The 25,661-nt window shown below is 47.3% G+C and carries 16 protein-coding genes; 6 read left to right on the forward strand and 10 right to left on the reverse strand.

Annotated features, from left to right (window positions below):
- Positions 1–5: 5 nt before the first annotated feature.
- Both ABIO93_RS24150 and ABIO93_RS24155 read right to left on the reverse strand, forming a co-directional pair.
- Entirely contained in the window at positions 6–2,192 is a 2,187-nt protein-coding gene (locus ABIO93_RS24150) for an ATP-binding protein (RefSeq protein WP_348072495.1), read from the reverse strand.
- A 131-nt stretch (positions 2,193–2,323) separates the two neighbouring features.
- Positions 2,324–3,019: a LytTR family DNA-binding domain-containing protein gene (locus tag ABIO93_RS24155; RefSeq protein ID WP_348072497.1), complete on the reverse strand. Its 696-nt coding sequence runs from the start codon at positions 3,017–3,019 to the stop codon at positions 2,324–2,326.
- A 183-nt stretch (positions 3,020–3,202) separates the two neighbouring features.
- On the opposite strand from ABIO93_RS24155, the gene ABIO93_RS24160 reads away from it, so the two are divergent.
- From ABIO93_RS24160 to ABIO93_RS24185, 6 genes are all read left to right on the forward strand, one after another.
- The gene (locus tag ABIO93_RS24160) at positions 3,203–3,751 is read left to right on the forward strand and encodes a hypothetical protein (RefSeq protein WP_348072499.1); all 549 of its coding nucleotides are present in this window, start codon (positions 3,203–3,205) and stop codon (positions 3,749–3,751) included.
- Positions 3,752–3,896: 145 nt separating this feature from the next.
- The gene (locus ABIO93_RS24165) at positions 3,897–4,325 is read left to right on the forward strand and encodes a hypothetical protein (RefSeq protein WP_348072501.1); all 429 of its coding nucleotides are present in this window, start codon (positions 3,897–3,899) and stop codon (positions 4,323–4,325) included.
- Positions 4,326–4,430: 105 nt separating this feature from the next.
- Positions 4,431–6,476 (forward strand): histidine kinase, encoded by a 2,046-nt coding sequence (locus ABIO93_RS24170; protein WP_348072503.1) that lies wholly within the window; start codon positions 4,431–4,433, stop codon positions 6,474–6,476.
- Positions 6,473–7,201, forward strand: coding sequence for a LytTR family DNA-binding domain-containing protein (locus ABIO93_RS24175; RefSeq protein WP_348072505.1), 729 nt, complete (start codon positions 6,473–6,475; stop codon positions 7,199–7,201). The genes ABIO93_RS24170 and ABIO93_RS24175 overlap by 4 nt, the downstream gene beginning before the upstream one ends.
- 149 nt (positions 7,202–7,350) lie before the next feature.
- Positions 7,351–11,304, forward strand: coding sequence for an FG-GAP-like repeat-containing protein (locus tag ABIO93_RS24180; protein ID WP_348072507.1), 3,954 nt, complete (start codon positions 7,351–7,353; stop codon positions 11,302–11,304).
- A gap of 177 nt (positions 11,305–11,481) precedes the next feature.
- Positions 11,482–12,462 carry a c-type cytochrome gene (locus ABIO93_RS24185; RefSeq protein ID WP_348072509.1) on the forward strand — a complete coding sequence of 327 codons (981 nt, stop codon included), beginning with the start codon at positions 11,482–11,484 and terminating at the stop codon, positions 12,460–12,462.
- 61 nt (positions 12,463–12,523) lie between these two features.
- Here ABIO93_RS24185 and ABIO93_RS24190 read toward each other — a convergent pair whose 3' ends face one another.
- The 8 genes from ABIO93_RS24190 to ABIO93_RS24225 form a co-directional block, all read right to left on the reverse strand.
- The gene (locus tag ABIO93_RS24190; protein WP_348072560.1) at positions 12,524–12,787 is read right to left on the reverse strand and encodes a type II toxin-antitoxin system PemK/MazF family toxin; all 264 of its coding nucleotides are present in this window, start codon (positions 12,785–12,787) and stop codon (positions 12,524–12,526) included.
- Positions 12,788–12,846: 59 nt separating this feature from the next.
- Positions 12,847–13,098, reverse strand: a complete 252-nt coding sequence (locus ABIO93_RS24195) for an AbrB/MazE/SpoVT family DNA-binding domain-containing protein (RefSeq protein ID WP_348072511.1) — start codon at positions 13,096–13,098, stop codon at positions 12,847–12,849.
- Positions 13,099–13,163: 65 nt separating this feature from the next.
- Entirely contained in the window at positions 13,164–14,159 is a 996-nt protein-coding gene (locus tag ABIO93_RS24200) for a bestrophin family ion channel (RefSeq protein ID WP_348072513.1), read from the reverse strand.
- A 161-nt stretch (positions 14,160–14,320) separates the two neighbouring features.
- Complete coding sequence (locus ABIO93_RS24205) at positions 14,321–17,530, reverse strand: carboxypeptidase regulatory-like domain-containing protein (protein WP_348072515.1); 3,210 nt, start codon at positions 17,528–17,530, stop codon at positions 14,321–14,323.
- Between the two features lie 155 nt (positions 17,531–17,685).
- Positions 17,686–17,952 (reverse strand): hypothetical protein, encoded by a 267-nt coding sequence (locus ABIO93_RS24210; RefSeq protein ID WP_348072517.1) that lies wholly within the window; start codon positions 17,950–17,952, stop codon positions 17,686–17,688.
- 370 nt (positions 17,953–18,322) lie between these two features.
- A complete protein-coding gene (locus ABIO93_RS24215; protein ID WP_348072519.1) occupies positions 18,323–18,706 on the reverse strand; it encodes a hypothetical protein in 384 nt (127 codons plus the stop codon).
- Between the two features lie 41 nt (positions 18,707–18,747).
- Positions 18,748–22,041 (reverse strand): glycosyl hydrolase, encoded by a 3,294-nt coding sequence (locus ABIO93_RS24220; protein WP_348072521.1) that lies wholly within the window; start codon positions 22,039–22,041, stop codon positions 18,748–18,750.
- Positions 22,042–22,070: 29 nt separating this feature from the next.
- Positions 22,071–25,523 carry a ThuA domain-containing protein gene (locus ABIO93_RS24225; RefSeq protein ID WP_348072523.1) on the reverse strand — a complete coding sequence of 1,151 codons (3,453 nt, stop codon included), beginning with the start codon at positions 25,521–25,523 and terminating at the stop codon, positions 22,071–22,073.
- Positions 25,524–25,661 lie beyond the last annotated feature (138 nt).

Here is a 25,661-nt window from a genome sequence, read left to right on the forward strand (position 1 = left end):
GTGAATCAATTAATGTGATCAAAAAACGTCTGTGTTTCTTCCAGGGCTTGTCGGCACACGGCTGCAACACGGTGAATCAATTCCTGCTGACGCTCACGGCTGAGCTCCTCATACACGAGCGCGTCCAGGTCATCGCGAAGCACGGCATCGAGACCCATTACTGAACTCGTTGATTTTAAATTATGAGCAATGCGCTTTAATGCCGCCTGATTTTGGACATCAAATGCGCGTTGCAGAGATGCCAGTTCCGCTGGGATCAGATCGAGAAACTGGCTGGCGGCCATTCTTTCATAATCCTGATCACCATTACTGATATCTCTCATATATTGAAGGTCAATCACATGATAGTCAATACTATGTGTATTAACAACCTGCCTTTTCAAGCCGACAATCTTACCTGTAAATTGTTGAAATACCTTTTGCAGCTCACTTTCCATGACCGGCTTTGCGAGGTGTTCATTCATGCCCGTACTGAGACATTTTTCTCGCTGCCCGGCCATCGCGTGGGCCGTCGTGGCGATGATCGGCACATTCAGTTTCAATGTGTTTCTGATTTCCCTGGTCGCCTCGTAGCCATCCATTTCCGGCATTTGAATGTCCATAAACACCAGGTCGAACTTTTCATTCTTTAAGATTTCAATGGCTTCTTTACCATTGCCTGCAACTTTGCTATCCACGTCCAATTCACTCATCAGCCGTGACATCAATCCCTGGTTAATCACATTATCCTCCACAATGAGCACCCTCAGCCCGGGTTGAATGTCCGGTAACTCGCTCATTTTCTGCAATCGAGCAGGATCGTTCTGATTGTCGGAAATGCGATAAGGAATGCTGACTGTGACGGTGGTTCCCGCAGCATATTTGCTTTTGATCGCAATGCTGCCGTGTTGCAGATGAACGAGATCACGGGCAATGGACAGCCCCAAGCCCGTGCCCCCGAACTTGCGCGTTGTGGAGTCTTCCGCTTGCCGGAATCTTTCGAATATGGTGTCCAGCTTTTCCTCATCAATGCCAATACCAGTATCGGTTACCTGGAAACTCACCTTAATGTGCTCCATATCCAGCTGCTGACCGGTAATGCCCAGCACAATTTCACCGGTATCCGTGAATTTCACGGCATTACCAATCAGATTAACCAGTATTTGAGTAAGTCGGGCGGCGTCACCATTCAGGATACCCGGAATATTAGCGGCCAATGTAGTAGTCAGCAGCAAGCCTTTTTCTTCCACTTTTTGATTGAACATGGCCGTAATGGAATAGACGAGTTCGCTCAAACTGAACGGCGCGTCCTCGATACGGATCATGCCGGACTCGATTTTGGACAGGTCCAGAATGTCATTCACGACGGAAAGCAATGTTTCTCCTGATTGCCTGATGGTTTTGATCTGAAAACCAGTATCCGGGTCGAGCTGCTTTTTTTGAAGCAACTGGGTATATCCGAGGATCGCATTCAGCGGCGTCCTGATCTCGTGGCTCATATTGGCCAAAAAATTCTCTTTCACCAGCGCCGCCGCTTTCAGCCGTTTCTCGCTCTCGTTCAGCTTATGTATCAGGCCCGTCTGCTGTTTCATTCTGTTAATGATCAACATAAAAATACCGGCCATTAAAACGATCACCAACCCGGCCAGGATCTGGTTCCACCGCTCTACCTTTTGCCCGTTGCTATCCACATATCTGATTTTCTGCGCCAGTATGACTTTGCCCGAAGTATCTATTTCTTCAACCAATGTACTGATCGAATCTCCCAGTTTGCCCGCATTGAGGTCGGCCATCAATCGTTGCGTAGCGGCTTTATCCGCATGGTAAAAACTATCTATCAGCCTGTTGTTGAACACGATGCGTTCATCGACCAGCTGGTTCAGTTTTTTCACATCCGCCAAATTGACCGTGTCGCTATATTTTTCCAGGAGGTTTTCGTCTTTTTGAATTTCGGCGATGCGCGCGCCAAATCGGGAGATCATCGTGGAATCTCCGGTGATCACAGCCAATTTGATACGGTTTTCAATAAACAAAAGATCGCTTTCCAACTCGGCCAGGCTACTGCTCATTTTGTATTGCTTCACCAGCTCTTCATTGCCGCTGATCAGGTTTTCGACATTGACATTGGTCGTATACTGAATGCCGATCAGCGCAAAAATCCCGGTTACAAACCCTGCTATACTGTAAAAATAAAGGCGCGCTCTTGTTTTCATACTGACTCTGGAAAGCGTATTAATAATGCTTGATCCTGATGTTAAATGTAGCCCCGGCTGTATCGGGATACAATGCTGATAAGGCAGAAAGGCTTTTTATATCGTTGTAAAAGGAAGAAGTGTCGACGGTATCAGAGAATATTCAGCCGCTTGTTCAGCGCGGCGCGGTATGCGTCGGCTACGGGTACTGTTTTACGGTTAATGATCAGCGTTCCACCCTCAATCGTATCTATTTTGCCCACCTGAATAATAAATGACCGGTGTACACGCAAAAATTTAGCGACGGGCAGCTTACTTTCCACCTGCCGCAGCGACGAATGGATCGAATAAAAATGATCCAAAGTATAGATCTTCACATAGTCGCCCATGGCTTCGGCAAACAGGATATCGTCGATTTTAATGCGCCGGACCACATTGGAATCGCGGATAAAAACGAAACTTTCGTCGTCCATTTTCACTTCCTGGGTCCTGCTTCTGTAAATATCCTTTGCTTTTTCGATGGCCTGTAAAAACCGCACCGGCGTCACGGGCTTGGTCATGTAGTCGGCCACATTCAGTTCAAATGCTTCGATGGCGTAGTCGCGGTGGCCGGTCACGAAAATAATGATCGGGTTTTTGGTACCCAGGCTTTTGGCGAGTTCAATTCCGGTCATGCCATCCATTTCAATATCGAGCAACAGCAGGTCCACAGGCTCACTCATGATCTTTTGATAAGCTTCCACCGCATTCTCACATTCGCCCAAAAGTACCAGGTCCTTATCCTGCCGGACGAGTTGTTTCATGGCGCCGCGCGCTACCACATTATCATCGATGATCAGACAATTCATAACCAATTGCAAACTAAATCGGGGTTGACTAAATAATCCTTAATGTAAGGAAAACAAATTAGAAAGACACTTTTCCTCCGTTTGCCGATGCCTTTTGCCTTTCTGGCTATTTGCTATTTCGGGGTTTGCGGGCGCCAATTAGCTTTGACCCATTCTTTTAATTATCACTCAAAAATGATCCCGATGAAAAATCTAATCGCATCCGCCCTAGTAGCTGTTTTCGCTATCGCCACCGTACAAGTTCAGGCACAGACTGTCGCCAGCAATACGAAAAAAGAATTGAAAGCAGAAAAAAGAGAAGCACGCCATGATCGGCCCATCAGCGTCAGTGTGAAGTCTAAAAATAGCTTTTTAAGCGATTTTGGTAATGTTGGTCATGTAGAATGGGTCGCAACGCCTCAGTTTGACGAAGCTACGTTTACCAAAGAAGGCAAAACATTGACTGCCTACTATGACTTCCATTCGGAGCTGGTAGGAACCACTTCCAACAAAAAAATCGCAGACTTACCCGCCGCAGCCCTGAACGAGATCAAAAAAGAGTACAAAGATTACGTGATCGGAGCAGTGATCCTGTTTGATGATAATGAACTTAATGACACCAACATGCTGCTGTACGGCACCCAGTTTGAAGACGCCGATCATTACTTTGTGACCATCACAAAAGGCAAACATGAAGAAGTTTTAAAAGTCAATATGGATGGGGGTGTGTCGTTTTTCAGGACACTCTCCTAGTCAGGCAATAAGCTAACCCTTGCCCGGAGCGGTCGTGGTCATAATCGACCCAGGCCGTTCCGGTCTTTTTTTGCGCTAAAACTCTTCACCTTACATGTTCCAACCTTTTGTTTCATAATCGCATCATTCAAAAAACGATTCGACCATGAAACAGATACTATTCCTGATTGTTATTTCAATGATGTTGTCCGGCTGTAAAAAGGATAGCAATGATCCTTTACCCGAAGTGGCAGGCATTGTTGGCAGGTGGCAGCTCACGGAAATAGAGAAAACTGAAAACGGGCAAAAAACCTGGCTATCCGCGGTATATTATGATCAGCCTACATACCTAAGTTTTCGCAACGACGGGGTTCTTCTGGATAGCAAGGGACTACCCCTTTGCTGCGCTCCCGACTTTTTGAATATCAATGGTGTCCCTTTTAAAATAGTACCAAAAGCCGATCTGCCGGTAAACCCTACCTGCGCGCTGATCGATTGCGCAACCTGCCCGACCTGGAATATTCAGCAAACTGGCGATGAAATCATCATTGAGTCCTGTGCCACTTTTCCCAGACATAAATACGTCAGAAAATAACGACATGCCTTATTGATTAGGCCAACCTGATCTGCTTTTGAGTAGATCTGGGTTTCGTCCCGCTTGTCATAAAAACCTTTCATCAGGCTGTTTTAAAGTGGGCGAATGAATAGAAGTTTTATACTTTTCCTTGTACTGCTATACCCTACCTATATAGCATTCGGGCAGCAGGGCAAACGTTTCCCAGAACCATTCTACAAACTCCGCACGGACGGCGAGAAGGCATTTTATTTAAAAAAAATCATTGCCGATTCAGTTAAGGCATCGTCTTTCAAGCAAGTTCCCGATTGGTGTCACATCGCGATCGGATTGGCCAAGAAATCGGGCAAAGACACGCTAAGCCCTATTCTGTACCAATATCTGGGAGACGCCTATGACACGAGCCGCCCCGATAGCGCAGCCATTTATTTCCGAAAATCGCTGTCTACCCCTCGCAACATTGCATTGAAGAAGAAGTTGTACCTTTTACAGTCGCTGGCTTACAATTTTCTGGCCCTCAACAAAAAAGATTCCATCATTTTATACATTCATGAGCTCGAAAATGCGATCAAGCCGCTACCTGATACCGACGAGCGGAAGATCAAGGTTATCAACACCATTGCCAATAGCTACGCTGGTATCAATCAGTATGAAAATGCTATCAAAAACTACCGGCTTGCAGTCAAACAAAGTATTCTGATCAAAGACTCGGGTAGCATCACGACCGCGTTGGTCAATGTTGGGCTCACGTATAATCAGCTGGACGATAACAGATCCGCCATTTATTACACCTTGCAGGCGCTACCTTACCTGGGAAAAAACGATTACGACAGGATGGTAACTTATTTCAATCTGACGGATTACTATTCAAATATTGAAATTAAAGACTCCGTCCGGTATTTTCTGACAAAAGCAAAAGTTATCGCTGTCAAACTACGCGACGATGCGGCTATCCAGGCGATAGGGCTCAAACAGGCCCGAGTGCTGCTGGCCGAAAAAAACTTCGCGCCCGCGAAAGTTGCGTTGCAGGAAAGTCTCGACTACCTTCTAAAAAAGGAACCGGGCACGGAATTGATGAATTGCCTGCTGACGTACGCTTCCCTGGACACGGCCCAAAATAACTACGGCGAGGCCGACAGGCATTTGAATCTGTTGCTGGATTTTGCCAAAAAAATGGACGTAAAGGTCTACCAATTGGAAGCACTTCGATTACACATTGCTGTAAAACAACATTTGGGGCAATATAAGCAGGCTTTCGAGCTTCAAAAAGACTTCATTGCGATCAACGATTCGATCAAAACAGAAAATACGCAAACCGAGCTGGCGGAACTTCAAACGGAGTATCAGACATCCAGAAAGGAGGAAAAGATCCGATTGCTGCAAAAGGAAAATCAGATCAAAGACCTGGAAATAGAAGCTTCTTTTCGTAATAAAACGCTGCTCATCACGCTGATATTGGGTTTAATTTTTGTGTTTGGGGTGGTGTATTACATTCGTCAGCTTCGTAGCAAAACTGTGCTCCAAAACCTGAAAGCGACATTGGAAATGAAGGCATTGCGCAGCCAGATGAACCCGCATTTTATTTTCAATTCATTAAATTCCATTCAAAAATATATCTGGGAAAACCGGCAGGAGGATGCGTCCGAGTACCTGACCAAATTCGCGCGGCTGATCCGGCTGGTACTGGAAAATTCACTGCACGAATCCGTGACACTGACCGACGAGCTGGCATCGCTCAGGCTATATGTCGAAATGGAGCACAGGCGCAACAATCAAAAGTTTGACTATCAAATTTCGGTGTCGGAAGACGTTGATACAGAAGCCACGCTGATCCCGCCATTGTTGCTGCAACCTTACATCGAGAATGCGATCTGGCACGGACTCAGCCAGAAAGACGGACATGGCCAGCTCGACATTGTCATAGAAAAAACAGCAGAAAATCTGATCTGCCGGGTCGAAGATAATGGGATTGGCAGGAAAAGGTCGGCCGAAATCAAGGTGGAGGGTACTAACAAAAAATCACTGGCAATGAACATATCCAGCCAGCGGATTGAATGGCTGAAAACCGACTCCCATGCGAAGTCTTCTGTTGAAATCATTGATAAATCGGAAGGTACCGAAGCGACCGGTACGATCGTTCTGCTCACTTTACCGCTTCTTTCAAAAATATGATTAACTGCCTGATTATCGACGACGAGCAGCATTGCATTGACACATTGGCTGCCATGATCAAAGCCAGGTTCTCTGCAAAAGTATCTGTGATTGGCTCCACAACTGATAGTCGTAAAGCCGCCGAAATGATCGCGCAGCACCAGCCTGACGTGCTTTTTATAGATGTTGAAATGCCGCATATCAATGGTATCCAAATAGTTGACGCTGTTGCGAACCGAAATTTTGCTGTGATTTTCACAACTGCCTACGATCGGTACGCATTACAGGCGCTCAAAACCGAAGCTGTTGATTATTTGCTGAAACCGATCAGCCTGGCGGAACTGGGCGAGGCTATCGACAAGGCTTCCCAGCGATTACAATTCCTTCGTTCCGATGGTCAAAAAAAAGACCAGCCGCTGCCTCAGAAGCTACTTTTGCCTACCAGCAAAGGCCTGCTGGCGGCGAACATTCCCAACATTATCCGCGTGGAAGCGGACAGTAACTACTGCAATTTTTACATTGACGGAAAACCCAAAGTAGTGGTAGCGAAGACATTGAAGGAATACGAAGAGATCCTTACGCCCTGCGATTTTTTCCGGGTACACCAGTCCCATTTGATCAACCTGCATTACGTTGAATATTTTCACCCCGGCCTGGAAGAATATGTGATCCTGACCAATGGGGAACAAATTGAGGTTTCAAGGCGCCGCAAAGCCGAATTCCTGCAAAAGCTCGCTTCCCTGTAATACAATTTTCGCTTTCAGAATGACCAGTTTCCGGACAAACAGAACCGGATTCTCGGAATAGTATGCCATTTGCTCAAACCTCAAAAAAGTGATTTAGGAGCTCCATACCTTTCATTTATAAATCACAAGGTCTAAACTAAATCATCGTCATGAAACGTAACGCTACCTGGACAGCATGCATGCTAGCATCGCTTTTGATTGTTTCCGGTATACAACGCACATTATCACCCGCCAGCGAGGTTGGCACTACACAATTGGCCGGCCGGGTTATTAAATACCCGGCATTGCATCTTAAAACTTCTCCTTTCGCAGGGCAGCCCCCGTCGTCCGATATTAGCAAAACAGAACCGGCAGAAGACATTGAAACACTGAAAGGCGGCAATTGGTACAAAAAGGTTGTCAGCGATATCGAACACAAAAGCTACTTCGTGGCTTCCTCGGGGGATAGCGTAAATAGCATTAATCCAAAACAGAAAATGCAGGCTGTGTATAGATCCGACGGTTTTACATTGTCGAATATGCCAGAGCGCCAGAACCCTGAAAAACCAGGAAACAGCGTTTCAATAGACTCGTTACAGCAAAACTGGAAATTGAATATGATCGTGCAGGGCTTGTATGCGGACGGTGTACTGGCTATTTCAAATGATCAAAATTCAAAGGTTGCTACCGACACCAGTGAAGTCACATTTACCCACCATAACCAGTTGGTCGTTCAGTACCAGAACCGGGAAGATGGTGTGCGGCAGAATTTTATTGTAAAAAATAAACCTTCCGTGAATGCAAAAGAACTACGTGTTAAAATGGGTTTTTCAGATGAATGGACGGTTAACCAGACAGATCAAAACGAGCTTCAATTTGCACTGGAAAATGCGGAAGGAAGCCTGGATACCAAAGTCATTTATAAGGACATTAAGGCCTGGGATGCAAATGGAAACATCCTGGCTGCTAAAATGGAAACAGGTAATGATCACGATTTTAGTCTGGTAGTGGCGGTTGCGAATGCAGTTTATCCTGTCACCATTGACCCGCTATCCACCACTGCCAACACTACATTGACCGGCCCCTCTGCCAATGCCAGTTTCGGATGCAGCGTGGCAAGTGCGGGTGACGTGAATGCGGACGGTTACGGTGATGTGATCGTGGGTGCTTACGGACTGGCTGCCAATGCAGGCGCGGCGTACATTTATATGGGTAGCGCGACAGGATTATCTACCAGCCCGGCCAGGATATTGAATGGACCTGCTAATAGTTACTTTGGCTACACGGTGGCCAGTGCGGGCGATGTGAATGGTGATGGACGCGGCGATGTGATCGTGGGGGCCTATCAATATTCAAACAATGCCGGCGCGGCGTTCATCTACTACGGATCTCACACGGGACTCACAGCCACACCAGCCACTACATTGACTGGCACAGCCAACAGTATGCTGGGTATCAGCGTATCAGCAACGGACATGGATGCAGACGGGTACACCGACATTGTGGTTGGCGCTCCGAATTTCAATGCGGGTACCGGCAGGGCTACGGTTCATATGGGCGTGTCGACAGGGATTTCGGTTACGCCCAGTTATATCTTATCCGGTACTGTTGCCAATGGTCGTTTCGGGCGCAGCGTGGCAAGTGCGGGCGATGTAAACGGGGATTCTTTTGGTGATATCATTGTAGGTGCGAGCGAAGCCAACAAGGCATATGTTTATCAGGGCAATGCAACGGGGATGAACATCACCCCCGCTACCACATTGACGAGCCCTACTTTTAATGTATCATACGGACTCAGCGTGTCAGGAGCCGGGGATGTGGATGGTGACGGTTATTGCGAAGTGATCGTAGGTGCCTACGGGAACAATGCGGCCTATGTGTATAAAGGCAGCGCTTCGGGCACGCAGGCGACGCAGGTGAAAGCCCTATCCGGTTACGGAGGCGTAAGTGTAGCAGGTGTCGGTGACATCAATGGCGATGGCTATGCTGACGTAATGGTCGGGGCGAGCGGTACAGGTACCTATGCCGGCTCTGCTTTTCTTTTTCAGGGCAGCGCATTGGGATTACCTACTGCACCCAGCCAAACCTTCCAAGGCTCTGTGTATTACAGCTATTTTGGAATCAGCGTCGCTGCTGCGGGAGACGTCAATGGAGACGGTTACAGTGATGCCATTGTCGGTGCGTCGGGTACTTCTTCCAACACCGGTAATGCTTATGTTTATCTAGGCAGCCCGGTCATGATCACATCGTTGGCAACGTTTTTGACCGGTACCGGCGACTTTGGGTACAGTTTGGCCCATGCGGGGGATATGAATGGCGACGGATATGGTGATGTGGTCGTCGGAGCTACGAGTAATAGCTCGCGTTATGGGTTTGTTTATCTTTATCTCGGCGGCGCAAATGGCCTCGCTACCAGCTCGTCGTCTGTGGCAGGTACGTTTGCAGATTCGGACCATTATGGATTTAGCCTTGCCCGCGCCGGAGATGTGAATGGCGATGGTTTCAGCGATATCATTGTGGGCACACTCAATGCCGGAAAAGCTTATGTAGTACATGGAAGCGCACAGGGGCAGCTGATACTTGGCGCAACGTTGCAAAAAACCAGCGAAATACGCTTTGGGTTTATTGTTGCTGGTGCCGGTGACATCAATGCTGACGGTTACGATGATGTGATTGTGGGATCAGGAACAGTTTCCAAGGCATATGTTTACATGGGATCTGCATCCGGTGTCGCCACCACGCCAACTACCACGCTAACCCGCCCGGATACAAACTTTGGTCGTGGGGCTGCGGGAATAGGAGACGTTAACGGCGACGGTTATGGCGATGTAATGGTGGCAACCAACCATGAGACCACCGATCAGACATTTCCTGAAATGGGCTATATATATCTGGGCAGCGCCATCGGCTTATCCAATGTTCCATCGACAGTCATTTCCGCTCCTTCCGGGGCAAACGGTTTCGGCTACGATATAGCAAACGCGGGAGATGTGAATGGCGACGGATACGGTGATGTCATTGTCGGTGCATCAAGTTCTTATTCGGGGGCTGGGGCTGCTTATTTATACAAAGGAAGTCCATCCGGTATTTCCAGCAGCAACTACACCCTGATCCTGGGTTCACCCGGCGAACATTTGGGGCTGAGCGTCAGTGCGGGTGATATCAACCGCGACGGATACAGTGATGTGGTGATCGGTGCCGCTGGGTATGGTCCCGGTCTGCAGAATGTCAAAATTTACAAAGGCAGCGCGGCTGGTCTGGTTTATTCAAATACCATTAATGGATCTGGCAATGGGTTTGGTTCCAGTTCCTCGGCATCGGGCGATGTCAATGGTGATGGTTACAGCGACGTTATTGTCGGGACCACTTATGGTGGTAATTCAGTCTACGTCTACATGGGTAATGGTGGTGGAAAACGGAACAACACGTTACGGCTTTACAATTCCGATCTGACCTCCCGGATCAGCGCTGCAAATAATATGGCTACCAGTTTCGGTGTGGGACTTTTTGTGCGACCTGCCGCTGGCACAACAGCTTATGCAAGGTTAGTATGGGAAACAAAACCGCAGGGAACACCATTTAGCAGCGGCTCGTCGATTACTAATTATGTAGGCAGAACAGGTATCGGCTCCTTTACCAACATTGGCCCTGCCGGTGTGGAGCTAAAATCCCTGGTTGCCAAAGTAGGGCGCTACACCAGGATCCGGGTCAGGGTGGAATATTGGTCTTCGGTCCGTCCATCAGGACAGACTTATGGTCCGTGGATTTATTTACAAAACCATAATTTGGGTGTTTTGAACAAAAATGTACCCTCCGCCCGAATGGATGCTTCTGAATTTTTTGAGGCTCCAAAAGAAGAAGAAATTACAACCGTTGCATTTAAATTAACGGTTTATCCCAATCCGGTTGTTGACCGGCTGAACCTGAAATTGGAGGATGGCTTCACCTGGAACCAGATCAGCAGCATTCAAATCATTAGTACCAGTGGACGGGTGGTTTACAATGCAAGCAAAGTCCAGGATGGCGAAGTGAATGTGTCCGCATTAACCGGTGGAAATTACATCATCAGGCTTATTCATACCGAAGGCAAAGTCTTCAATTCCAAATTCGCAGTGGTGAGGTAACGTTGCCATTCAGATTGCTCTTCACCCCTGCTTTTTTCCAGTTCATCCAGCTTGCATGACAGTCTGGTGCGAATCTAGTAGGGCGATGGAGTTGTTTCAGGCAGATTTGTATCATTCTAATCGGGTTACCCTGATGTTGAATGGTACAAATTTGAATTTTAAACAACGCCTTGAAAAGTGAAAGCACTGAAAATAATTGGCAAAGTTTTGGCCGGTCTCCTCATCGTTATTGCTGCTGCAATGACCTACGTTAAAACAGCCCTACCCAACACCGGACCCGCGCCGGAGATCAAAATAGAAAGAACCGCGTCACGGATTGAACGTGGAAAATACCTGGCCAACCATGTGACCGTTTGTATGGATTGCCACAGCTCACGCGACTGGTCGCGCTATGCAGGACCGATGGCGGATGGCGGGTTTGGCGCAGGTGGTGAAGCTTTCACAAAAGAAATGGGTTTTCCCGGTAAATTTTTTGCGCCTAATATTACCCCTTATGGACTCGGTAACTGGACCGATGGTGAGATTTTCAGGGCTGTAACGACGGGAGTCAACAAGGAAGGAAAAGCATTGTTTCCGGTGATGGCCTACCATCGTTTCGGGCAGCTCGACAAGGAAGATGTGTACTCGATCATTGCCTACATCCGTGAGCTGCCTTCTGTCAAAAAAGACATTCAAGAGTCCGAGGCCGACTTTCCAGTCAATTTTATCATCAATACAATGCCTAAGGAGGCCAATTTCACCACCCTTCCTGCCGAAACGGATCAGATAGCCTACGGTAAATACCTGGCCAATGCTACGGGTTGCGTGGATTGCCACAGCCGGACCGACAAAGGGAGCGTGATACCAGGTACGGAATTTGGCGGCGGGATGGAATTCGCCAGTCCGGGTGGTATTTTGCGCTCGCCTAACATTACTATGCACAAACAAACGGGAATAGGAAACTGGACGGAAGAGGCTTTCGTGAGCCGCTTCAAAGCATACGTCGACAGCAGTTATGTATCTCCCAAGCTACACGCCGGCGAACTGAACACGCCTATGCCGTGGACCATGTACGGAGGAATGAAGGAGAAAGACCTGGCAGCTATTTTCGCCTATCTTAGTTCAGTAAAGCCGATCAATCATCAGGTAGTGCGGGTTGAGAAGAAGGAAGCTCAGTAATTTAAACTTTGAGATGATTGGCACCGCCGGACTCTTGGCGGGCCTTTCTCTTGCGCATAACCTAATCAATCAGCATTTTTCGCATTACTTCTTTCAAAGCTGTGATTTCACTTTTTGACAACGCACTTATTTTTGATCCGATGCGAACCTTGTCGACCACCTTTATCTGGTCAGTTGCGATGGCACCTTTGCGATCTGCTACCAGACAATCCACACGCCAGGGATAGGTTTTAATGGTTGACGTGATGGGAACAATGATCACGGTGCGTAAAAATTGATTTAATTCATTCGGACTTACGACTACGCAAGGCCGATTCTTTGCGATCTAGCTGCCCACCGTCGAATCAAGAGATATCCAGTATATTTCGTATTGCAAAATCTCTTTCACCATGTCCACTCCTCTTTTTCGAAGTCAGTTGGCGAATCGTCCAGCAACAACTTGTCATCTTCCTCAGCCCGCATTTCCTCGGCAGCCTTCGCCCACCCCAAACGTGGTTCTGGTCTGATTACAATGGTTCCGTTGTCCACCTCGACCTGTACAGCAGATTTGAAGGATAAATTCAACTGCCGCAAGACACTCGCAGGGAGAATGATGCCCTGGCTGTTACCGATACTAATGATATTTGCCTTCATCATGTTATAACTTGGTTGATCTTATTAAACAAATATAGCAATAAATGTTATAACAGTTATTTGGGTTTTCAAAACAACACCCCCAGATATGGCTGCACTCTTTCAGGCCGGTCTTCGTCGTCCAGCATATCTTTCAGATCGATCTCAATGTTGCGGACGATGGTACCTACCGGAACGTCATTCAATAGGCCTTCGAATGGATTTTCGCTGATATCGCCTACGTATTCCATAAACATAAAAACCCAGGAAACGATCAGGTTGAATGGGATCAGCAGGAACATGTATTTCTCTCCCAGTTCTACGAATTGCGGCAGCAGCCCAAACGGAAGAAGCGTCATGAATACAAAAATGAAGAGGTTCGAAGTAGTCGCATACTGACGCGGAAATGGTGTGTTCTTGATCCGCTCGCTTTTGCCTTGCTCATCATAGAGGCTGGAAATCAGGTTTTGCAGCGCAACATGCTGGTAGCCATCCACCCTACCCTCTTTCCGTAGCCCCGCCAGATGCTGGGATTGCCTGTCCAGCAATTGGGTAGACAGATTCTTTTTATTTTTCAATGCATCGAGTTCTTGATCAGGCAAATGCCTGCCCACTTCCAGCTCACTGCCTGACTGAAACTTGTGCAGGGCGTCGCGCTGCCGCTTGCTGGCGCGGTCTTTATGCTCCCAGGCAGTGCGCTGGGCCATTGCATTTTTCAGTGCATAGAGCCAGGCAATGTGTCGATAAATCATGATTTTCACATCATTTTCGTCGTGCTCCTGTTCCGGCGCGCTTGCCGTGAAAGCTCTCAATGCAGCCCCAAACGATCGGCTATGGTTCGTGATCGCGCCCCAGATCTTGCGCGCTTCCCAGCTGCGATCGTACGATTGATTGTTTTTAAAACCAACAAAAAAAGCAGTGGCAGTACCGACCAATGAAACTGGCAGCCAGGGAATCGCAACCCATGTCCATTCCAGATAACTATATACAAAAATGGCCACAGAGCCCGTAAATATCGAAAACAAGATCATTCGCCAAGAGTAGTAATAAACGATCATGGGCGAGAGATAGCGATTTACATACATATTCTCAATTCAGTTTTGGTGAGTAGTTAAGTGAAAATCATTTCTAATGTTGGATTTAAAGATAGCTATTGCCTCAATTTCAAGTATATGTATTTAAAATAAAAACAGGCGGCCCGTGGAATATCCACAGACCGCCCGTCACTTTGAGAAGAAAAGAAAACTTAGAAACTGTAACGCGCACCCAGCTGTAATTGGAACGGGTTACCCGAAGGCGTCACGACACCGGCGGTATTGACACGGTAAACAAATTTTTGATTCGCTTTATCGAACCCAGCTACTGCCGGAGAGCCATTCGCAGCCGGAATACCCAGGGCGTACAGCGCTTGCGTGCCTAATGATTTGTTGGTACCCCATTCTTTATTCAGCAGGTTAGCCACATTGAAAATATCGGCTGATACTTCCAGGCTCTGGCTCCTGTAAATCTTGAATTTCTTGGTGGCTCTCAGGTCAAAAACACCGTAAAAACCATTGATCCCGCCATTTCGCTCAGCAAATTTACCATTGTATTTTGCTACATAATCCTTCACGCTTTGGCTGGCATTCGGGTTGTCGAGAATAGCTTGCAATCCTTTGCGGACATTTTCAGGAACATTCGGGTCATTTCTGTCAAATACATAGGCGAGGTCATTGGTCACGGAAACAAAGTCGGCATTACTGTTAGCTCCTGATAATAATGTGTACCTCGTTCCGCCAATTCCTGAGTAGCGCAATCCAACATTGATTCCCCAAAAAGTAGGCAGGGAGCCATAGAACACAATCTTATGTTTAAAATGGTTGTCGGAATATGCCATGCGGCTCAGGTTACGTGGATCGTCGATGACCGGCAATGACAATGTCGCGGTATTGGCCACATTACCATTGTAGGATGTATTATCGCGGGTATCATTGTAAGTATAGCTCAACGAAATCTCACCGTCCCTGAAATATTGATAGGTAGCGTCGGCAACAAATGCGAACTGGTTCACTTTGCCTTCGCTGTTCAGTTCCAGCACGCGGCCAAACTTCTTACTTTTCCGGCCCTGAAGCCAGTCTCCATTTCCATTGGCAGGCATAGAAGCTGCCGGAACATATACGCCTCTGTTACCTTCATTAGCTAGTCGGAAAAACGGCTCGTCGACCATATTCCTGTCTACGTACATGTAGTTGTTTCGTCCGAGCGTTGCATAACCTGCTATGCCTACTCTCAGCTTGTCGGTAATATAGTGGCTGTATGATGCATTCGCTTTGTACATAATAGGAACTCGCGCATCGGCCCCATTGGTGTTGATCGTCGGCAACTGAAGAGCGCTCAAACTTGGTATACTCGAATAATTGGAACGATAGGCGGCAAAATCAGGTGCCGGAACATTAGGATTGCGAACGTCGACAGTGGCCAGATGTTTACCGTCAAATGTAAGGTTATTGATCAGCACATAATTGTTGATATCGGATGCGAAAACACCTGCTCCGACCCGTACAATGTCAGTATGCTTTTCATTCACGTCCCATGTAAACTGCATTCTTGGTTGCAGCACCAATGACTTGATACGATGATCGGTACGTATTTTCAGTTCATCAAAAAGTGTCTGGTTCAATGGCGATTTGGGGTAGTAGGCGTAATCCAGACGCAACCCTGCCGTGAAATCCAGACCCAATGCAAGGTTGGTTTTTAACTGACCATATAACCCTGCGTTCAGAATGTTGCCTTTCACCGACCAGTCGTCCATCAGCGGTACTTCGCGGTAATAGCGGTAAGGGGTCAGGCTTTCGAACTGATCCAATGCCGTTTTGCCAGCTGCCGCATCCACCGTATAATGGAAACGGCCATTCACTTCGCTACCATAAGTGGATTTGGAATGGGTATACATCAGGTCCAGCCCGAAGGTGTATTCTACTTTGTCTGTGTTGTAGTAAAGGTTATCGACGATCTGCACCACATGGTTTTTGAATTTCTCCTGTGCAAAACGGTGTCCGCCCATCTGGATATTCGTTGATCTCGTGGTACCATCGCTCAATGTTGAAACCACACCTTCCACAATTGCCCTTGGTATGTTGGCGGCGGGTAACTGGTCGCCGGGTTCGCTGCTTTGAGAAGTGTACAAATGCTGCACTTTCAATTCATTGGTAACACGCGGTTTAATGGACGAACGGAGCGACGCCAGCAGACTGTTGTCGATGTTAAAATCGTTTCCGTATGACTCATAAATGTTGATAGACGTGTTGTCCTGCAAGCCCAGTTTGTTACGGTCATTGGTATAATTATCGCGGATCGTTAGCAGGTTTTTGTCATTGATCTGCCAATCGATACGCGCGAACACAGCGTCTGAGCCGCGTTTTTTATCGAAAGTACCATATTGCGGCGTGTTAGCTACGCCGTATTTTTTACGGGCAATGTCGACGAATTTATCCAATGTACTGCGGGTTACATTAAACCGGTTTTCGTCGGCTGGGGTAAGTACATCTGCAATGACAAATGGCCTGGTATCCTGCTGGTGATCCCAGGCTACGAAGAAATGTAGCTTGTCCTTGATGATCGGTCCGCCTAATGAAAAACCAAACTGATTGGTCGAGAATTTCGTGTTCAGTTTATTGCCACGAATGTCGTATTTGCTTGATAGCCAGTTGGCACGGGTATAATTGAATATACTACCACTCAGCCTATTGGTACCCGACTTCGTCACCGCGCTCACCGTTCCGCCACCGCTTCTTCCGTAAGTCACATCGTATTGATTGGTTACCACCTGAAACTCGCGAACTGCCTCAATCGAGATCGAGTACGGAGCGCCGCTGCGGCTTGTCGTAGAGCCCGCCGAGGTAGGGTTTTTGGCGTTCATGCCATCAATGGTATAGTTGGTAGAAGACCCCAGTTGTCCTGAAATGTTGCCTCCTTTGCTCAATGGCGAAAGATCCATCAGTGACGTAAAATTACGACCGTTGACGGGAAGACGTGTGATGTCTTTGGCCGAAATAGCTGTGGAAGCACCGATATTTTCGATCTTATTTTTGATACCCGAGGCTACTACCTGAACTACTTCCAATGTCTCACCGGATTCTTTCATGCTGGTTTTCACTCGGATCGCATCACCCTGGTGCAGCAGGTAACCATTCAGTTTTTGCTCGCCGTAGCCGACGTAAGTAACGGTAATCGTATAAGGACCGCCCAGTGGCAATTCCTTGAAAGCGTATTCGCCTTTTGCATTGGTAACTGTACCGGTCGTAAAACCTGTGGAAACGTTCTTCACCTGTACGGTCGCGCCGGGAAGTTCGGCATTCTGATTGTCGGTAATGGTTCCGGAAATAGATGCTTGAGTAGTTTGCGCATTGACCTTGGAAATGCTCAGTAATGCAAAAATCAGGACCGGAATTATGGGTAGTAAAAACCTTTTATACATGTCAGCGTTATTAGTGGTAACTAAATTTCGCCGCAAAAGAAGTCTAATAACTTTTCCTGAATGTTATGGAAACATTATTGAATTGTGAATATGTGGGGTTTGAGATCGGATTCACATACATTTTCTTGGTAAAAACGTGCGGGTTCGTACGAATGCTAGGCTTTGTAAACTTTATCACTCACGAGTTTTTTTCCAAACTTACCGATCTCCACATATTCCTCCTCCTTAATTACCCCTCGTTCAATCCATTTGGAAATCACCTGCGTGGTCACTCCATACTTCTCTGCATACTCTGCGATAGTAAGCCATTTGTTGAGTTCCAAAACCTTTCCTTCGCTCATCATAAAGTCTTTGCCCTCTTTAATAAGCTCATCTGCCCTCTTCAGGAGCTCATCTATATTAATCTTTTCTGTTGCATTCATAATCTGTATGTTTCGAAATGACACCTGGCTGACGATTAGCTTTCCAACTGTTTCACAACCTCCAAAAGTAAACTTAACCTATCCAAAAGTCCATTAACTTGTTCCTCCATAAGTTCTGCATCTTCCGAATCTCGGAGGGCCTGTCGTATAGCTGCAATTTCCATTCGAATACTAAAAACTAGCTACTTCTTGTTCATTTGTATAGTGGTGTATTCATAGAAAGATAAGCACTGACACGTTACGTGTCAATGTTAGCAGGAAAATTAAATGTTTAGTTTCAAATGTTTATCAACCAAAAAATGAAATGTTGCAACCAAACAGAAATCATTCTGCTCAATTGCAACATCGCACGATGATTGGGTATCTCCTATTAAGGTTTCACTCTCACGCCCGTAGCATCAAACATCCCATTCATAATGGAGCCTTTCAAATGATCGTCGTCCACTTTTTCGAGATCCAGGTTAACATCAGTTCCTTGTGCAGTGAAGTACAATGTCACTTTGTTTCCTGCTTCCACGATATTAGTCAGCGGAAAAGCTTCGGGATTCTGGCCGGTTGGGTCTTTCAATTCGCCCGTTAGTTTGCCATCTTTTCGGATCAGCTCAGTCACCATTTTCGAATCCCCGTTCGGTGTGCCGAAAATTACAATCTCCCATTTCCCTGCAAAAAAATCTGCGGGAGCGGCGGTTTGGGAAAAGCCGTTGAATGCGATTCCTAAAAATAAAATGGCTAAAATGATCCCTGATCTTTTCATTGATTTGATTTGTTAAACTGAAACATAATTGATTATTAATGCTATTTGGCCTCCATCACACGCACCGGACCAAGCAAGCCGGACGGCAGCAAAGGCGAGTCAGCCTTGTAAAAGGGCATGGTAGTAAAGGTAATTTTGTTGGTCACACCCGGCTGAGCGTCCCCGATCAGGCGATTTACCCAAAGGTTCGTCACTTTCACAGAAACCGCATTGCTTCCTGCTTTCACAGCGCCGGTAATATCGATGCGGTAAGGTTTTTTCCAGGCTGTACCCACACTTTTTCCATTCACAGTTACTTCGGCAATGTTTTTTACATTCCCCAGATCCAGCACATAGGAGGCGTCTTTACTGACAGCATGAAGCGTGATTGTATTTTCGTAGGTAGCAGTGCCGGAGAAATATTTGATTCCAGGATCAGCATTGTCGGAAAGTGATGCCAGTACATTCAATGTGGCCTGCGCCGGTGCTCCTCTACCTTCCTGGAATGTCAATTTCCAGTCGCCCTTCACCACGGCCACTTCCGATTCGGTCACAGCTGGTTTGGTATAAGAAGCTACGGTTGCTTTGCCATTGAAAACAATGAAATATGCTTCCCATGACTCAAATTTGAGCGGTACAATGGTGCGCCCGTCTTTAATCTGGTAGGAAACTTTCTCCAATTTGCCTGTTTGCGGATGCCATAACTGGGGCACTTTACCGGTTACCCGAAAGCTGGCGGTGGCTTCATTGGGATTATCGCTGCGGTTATCAAGCCAGTAAAGGTCGGTATCCGCAGTTTGACGGTGAACGTACAGGATCTTCGATTTCGCACCGGAAATGTCTGCATCTTTCTGTATGCTCATTTCAGTTAAAACCGCTTCCACTGGCTTCGTGGACACATTCGGGTTACCCCATATTTTGTTGACCAATGCAGTAAATTCCGCCGCATTGTCACTCATACTTGGAGACTTTTCAGGCTTGGCACCTGCTACTTTCATCCCCGCTGCGACCAACTCTCCCAGTTTTTTCAAAACGGGCAAGGTCATGTTTTTAGCGGTAGAATCCAGTACGAGCAACCGATACTGCTGCCCGCTCGTCGCCACTATTTTTCCGCCTTCAATCCTGATCGCACTTTTAATGACCGTTGCATTAGCAAAATCATATTCGTAACCTGGTACTGATGGCAGTTTTTGGGCAAAAGCCTGTGTGATATTGCTATTCTCGCCGTAGTAATAAAGAATGTCCACTACCGGTTTGCCTTGCTGTAAAAGGTAGCAGCTGCGGCCCAGATAGTCTGTCCACACTTTTGCCTGCTCGGCCCACGTTTCCTGTCTTGTAAAATACTGTCCGAAAGGTCCGAGTGAAATCCCGGGTTTCTTGTCATCCAGCGGCTGGTGCACCGAAGTATGTATCACGAACCGGTTTAATCCCGACGCCATTTCCAGGTCGGCAGTACGTTTTAATTTCTCCGGGTGCCAGCTGAACGCATTGCTGATCGAAGTCATGGATTCGGCCGCTACCAGATTTTGCCCGTAAATGTGCGCCACCGACGCAGCTTCGCGAATGTCGGCCTCGCTTCTTACTTCCTCGTCCGCACCACCCGCCAGGCTACCCGGCGTCCACATCGCCGACATGGGGATATCAGCCTTGCGTTTTACATCCATTCCATCGGCCAGGAAAATCCGTCCGTTCTCGTGCGACTCGGTGTAGCGTTTCATACCGCGTGCATGCAATGCGTCACCGATCACCTCATAATGATTTTCAACGATCAGTTCTCCGATGGTTTTCCGAAAATCCCACAAAAACTGTTCGCTAGCCTCGGCACTTTGCACTACCCTACCCGCCAACACCGGAATCCAGGGCGTAATCTCGTAGCCGCGGCGTTTCTTAAATTCTTCCGGCATAGCCTTCGTCCAGGTCATATGTCCCGCTTCGTAACTATCCAAAACCATGTGAGTCAGCCCCTCCGTGCCCATCTGCCCGCCGGTCGCATCCTTGTACATGTCCAGGTATGTTTCAATGTACTTGCTCACCGCGATTTTGTCGAGCTTGTCTACTTCCAGACCAGTGGCTTCGGGTGAGGCAGGGTGATTTTGTCTGCCTGTGATCGAGTAACCCATGCGCATTACGACCCAATTTCCGGCAGGTGCAGTCCAGTTCAATGTCCCATCTGCCGTCATTTTGGACGTCAAGTCTACCACATCTTTGGTAGGAATAGCATCAGCGTCTTTCCTGATCAATGAATGCGTGCTTTCTTTCCATGGCACAAAACCTGCTTTTTCTTCAAACAGATCGACCCGGTCGGTGTTATAGAGCACAATTTCAGCCACATTCACACCCTCCGGCTTGGGAGTACCCTGGGCACCGCCGAACATTTCAGCAAATGGGTTACCCTGTGGTGCCAATGTTTTGAATGCAAATCTGAAATATTTGGCTGTGGTGGGCACAATGCCCATCGTATTTTGAGGAACCGTACTCCCTTTGATCCCTACCACATCCCGGAATGTTACGCCGTCGTCACTTACCTTCAATGTCCTGTTATCGGGATTACCTCTGAACTCTGCCAGTGCGCCTCCGCTGGTTGCCCCCACAATGGTAAATGCCTTCACAGTCTGCGGACTTTCAAATTCGTATTGGATCCACATATCCTGCCCGATTTCCATCGGTGGTAATGCTGTGGACTTAGCCAGATCACCGTCCGTCAGGTCTGCCAGCGCGAATGTACCTCCGCTCGAGGTAATTTTTGGGTTCAATGCACTCAATGACTTTTCTGTCGCAGGCAAACGGTAGGCGATCACGGCAGCGTCTGCATAATAGGTTGGCAATGGCCCCACGGGACCTCCGAGCGCACTGCCGCCCATCGGTACATTCTGAAAACTACCAGTAGTATTGGCGGGCTGTGGAAGCTTGCCGGAAAACGCCTGTCCACCAGTCACTTTTGTTTCTGTCCAGACGTACTTTTTCATCGCATCGCTCGCAGATACCCATGGCCCGCCCGTTACGCTCCACCCGGGAGAGGCGGCAATGGTCATTTCGAGCTGCAATTTTTTGGCCAGATCAGTAGTATGTTTGAATGCATCCTTCCATTCCGGCGTCATAAACACCAGTTTTTTGGGTGTTACCTGTGGGGTGAAAAGGCTTGCATCAAAATTCTGAAACCCGCCGATACCAACCCGGTTCATCCATTCGAGATCCTTGGTAATACCCTCTTTGGTAATGTTCCCATTCATCCAATGCCACCAAACACGAGGTTTGGCGGCATTTGGCGGACTTTGAAAACCTCTTTCGAGAGAGGAGGGTTGTTGTGCAATGGCAAAAGCAGGAAGTATCCAGGCCAGCATAAAGATTTTTTTCATTCGAGATCAACTTTAAAATTTCTTAAATCTCATTGCGCATCAGAACCGAGTACAAATTCGGATCCGATCACCAACATCAATGAATGCTCTTCGGCTTTGGGATTGACGAAAACTACGTAAACATCATGAAGCTTGCCATCTGACTTGTCGGTAAGCTTAACAGGTACCGTCAGCAATGTTGGTTTAAAGTCCAGCTTGTCAGAAGGTTCCAGGAATTCCGATTCCCCTACCAGTTTACCGGTCGGACTGTCAAGCCGTAACTCAACTTTCCCGCCAACGGCATTCAGCTGGGGTTTTGGCGCCATGGCCTGTAATTTCAGTGCAGTAATGGCATTCAAATCAATTTGTTTGAGCACCATATAAGCACCTGCTTTGGAAGCAATGGCCAGGTTCATTCCACCGTTGGAAATCTTCATGATGTTGTCGTACGCATCAAAACCATGCACATCGATTTTCGCATTTCTCAGTACAAACGACTGCTCCGATTTTAAAGAAGGAAGTCCGCCTGCTCCTCCATCCTCATAAGCCGCCCTCACAATGAATATACCTTTGCCCTTATCTCCGGAAGGAAGTTTTGCATTGTAGCTGCCTTTCACCGGCAATGATTTTTCTTTGGGTTTCTCATTCACCACATTCAGAATGTACTTCACCATTTCGGACGCATCAGCTGCCGATAGCTGCGGGTGCGCTGCCATGGCTGTCTCTCCCCACACGCCGCCTCCGCCTGAGATGACCTTTTTCGTCAGTTTCTCCACCGCCGAATTATCTCCCTTATATTTCTGCGACACCTCGCGATAAGCAGGGCCAATGGATTTTTTGTCCAAGGCGTGACATGCTTTGCAATCACTTGCCTCAATCAGTTTTCTGCCGCTACTAAACGCCGCACCAGCGTCCGCCGACCGGTGTCCCTGCGCGATGGCTACTTTGTCGTAACCTTCGGCGAGGTAATCAATATTCACAGCAACACGTTCAGGATCAATGCCTTTTTCTAGTGTACCATCTTCTTTATCCGACACTTTGATGTCGTAATTAAATGGCTTGTCCGCAGTATAAAACGATTTATTGCTCATAGGCATTTCCAGGCTTAGTACCGGCGGCTCATTGCCCACAGTGATCTCCATGGATTGCGTACTTACGCCACCTTTGCCGTCATTTACGGTCAATATCGCTTTGTAAATGCCTGTTTTGGCGAGCGTTACATTCGCATCCTGCGTATTGATGAGTTTGGTAAAACCATTTTTCGAAGTGATTTTCCACGAGTAAGCCAACGCGTCGTCATCAGCATCAACAGTTCCTTTTGCACTCAATTTCAATGCCATTGGTGCAGCCCCGCCCATTTTATTGGCGACCATTTGCAGCTGTGGCTTGCGGTTACCACCATTGTATTCAATGCGGATCAAACGGGCGTCATCATTCGCAGAAAACCAGCCGGTACCATATTCCAGCATATACAAATCACCATTTTCGGCAAATTCCATGTCCATCGGATTCGAGAACTTATAACTTGGCATAAAGCGCTCCATTGACATATAGTTACCCTCCTTATCCATCGTCACGGCCATGATCCAGCCCCGCATCCAGTCGTAAGTCAGGATTTTAGAATTGTAATATTTTGGAAAAGAATGCTGAGCGCCTTTGAAATCATCCGAATAAAAAACGGGACCAGCCATCGCATTTCTGCCACCCGTACCAGTCAGCGGGAATTCTTTGGAGGCTCCGTAAGGATACCAGATAAATGCTTTTTGCGCGGGTGGAAGTACTTTTAGTCCCGTATTGTTGGGTGAAGTATTGCTGGGTGCATTCACATCCCATTTTTCCAGTGACTTTTTATTTGCAAAATCGTATCGAGTATAGGCTTTATTATCTCCTACAAAATGCGGCCAGCCGAAGTTACCAGCCTTACGCGCCTGCCCTACCTCGTCGTGCCCGGCAGGTCCTCTGCTCGAATCGGGCTTAGCCGCATCAGGCCCCACCTCTCCCCAATATACGTAGCTCGTTTTCTGGTCAACAGCAATTCGGAATGGATTCCGGTGACCCATTGTGTAAATTTCAGGACGCGCCAGAGCAGTACCTTTTGGAAACAGGTTTCCCTCGGGAATGGTGTATGAGCCATCGGCCTGTGGTGTAATGCGGATAATCTTACCACGAAGGTCATTGGTATTGGCCGAAGATTTCTGTGCATCCCAGGCCATACGGCCTTCCTGTTCATCGCTCGGGCTATAACCGTTAGAGCCGTGTGGATTGGTATTGTCTCCCGTCGATAGATACAGGTTACCTGCTTTATCCCAGGCAATGGAGCCGCCTGTGTGACAGCATTCCTCGCGCTGCGTAGGCACATCCAGGAGTATTTTTTTTGTATTAAAATCCAATTCGTCGCCTTTTAATTCAAACCGGGCGAGCACATTCTTTGGCTCTTCGGGAACTGAATAGTATAGATAAATCCAATGATTCTGAGCGAAATTCGGGTCTTTGTTCAATCCCAGAAGTCCGTCTTCACCCATTGATTCTTTACCTTCCTTGTTTTTATATTTGGTACTCACCGGAATCTTGGCGATCGTTTTCAGCTCTTTGGTTTTGGTATTATAAAGCCTTACCTCCCCTTTCCGCTGAATGAACAGCACGCGTCCGTCGTTCAGCACGCTCAGTTCCATAGGCTCGTCTAATTTTTCTTGCAAAATCACTTTCGAAAAGCGGTTTTCCTCTGGTCTCGCTTTTGAAAAATCAACAGGCTTCGGTGCATCGCCGCCCGTAGCATACATAATCCCCGCCAAAAGATGGTTCAGGAAAAGTGGCTCAGAAAAGGTCTCGTCAGTATGGCCCATAGCCGTGTAGAACGAACGGCCTCCGTCAAATTCCTGATACCAGCTAATCGGATGAAAATCAGGGTTTTTACCACCTATGTAGCTCTTTTCGTCAATCTTAACGACGACTTTAATATTGGTAGAAATGTCTTTGAAACTGTAAAACTCGTCCATTCTTTCAAACTCGTCGGGCATGCCCTGGGTAGCCCAATGGTTTTTCTCGGTAACAATAAATTTGCCTTTCTGCACATTGCTTGGGGTCATTGGATGATCCAGAAAATAGGCGCCCGCAAGCTTCCCGTACCACGGCCAGTCGTACTCAGTATCCGTCGCAGCGTGGACTCCTACATATCCCCCACCTGCCTGAATGTACCTTTCAAAAGCAGTCTGTTGCTCATTATTCAGGATATCGCCCGTCGTGTTCAGGAAAATGACAGCATTGAATTTTTTCAGGTTCCTCTCATTGAATTGCATCGCGTCCTCTGTAAAACTGATACCAAAGCCTTTTTCTTTCGACAGTTTGAGCAGCGCCGCATTACCCGCATTGATTGAGGCATGCCTGAACGCAGCGGTTTTACTAAATACCAGCAAATGGGTTGCAGGAGTTTGAGCCTCAGCACCATGGAACACCAGCCAAAGACTCAGAAGCAGCACACTGGTAAGCAAAGATTTTACTTTCATCGGAATAAGTAAGTTTTAATTCGGTCTGACAAATCTATGCTTATTTTATTTATTGTCTAAAAACTAGACAATAAATATTTTTCTATTATACATTTGTATAGTACCAGTTACTCGATTGTGGTTTTTGACTACTGCCAT

The sequence above is a fragment of the Dyadobacter sp. genome, from assembly GCF_039919315.1.
Classification (GTDB): Bacteria; Bacteroidota; Bacteroidia; order Cytophagales; family Spirosomataceae; genus Dyadobacter.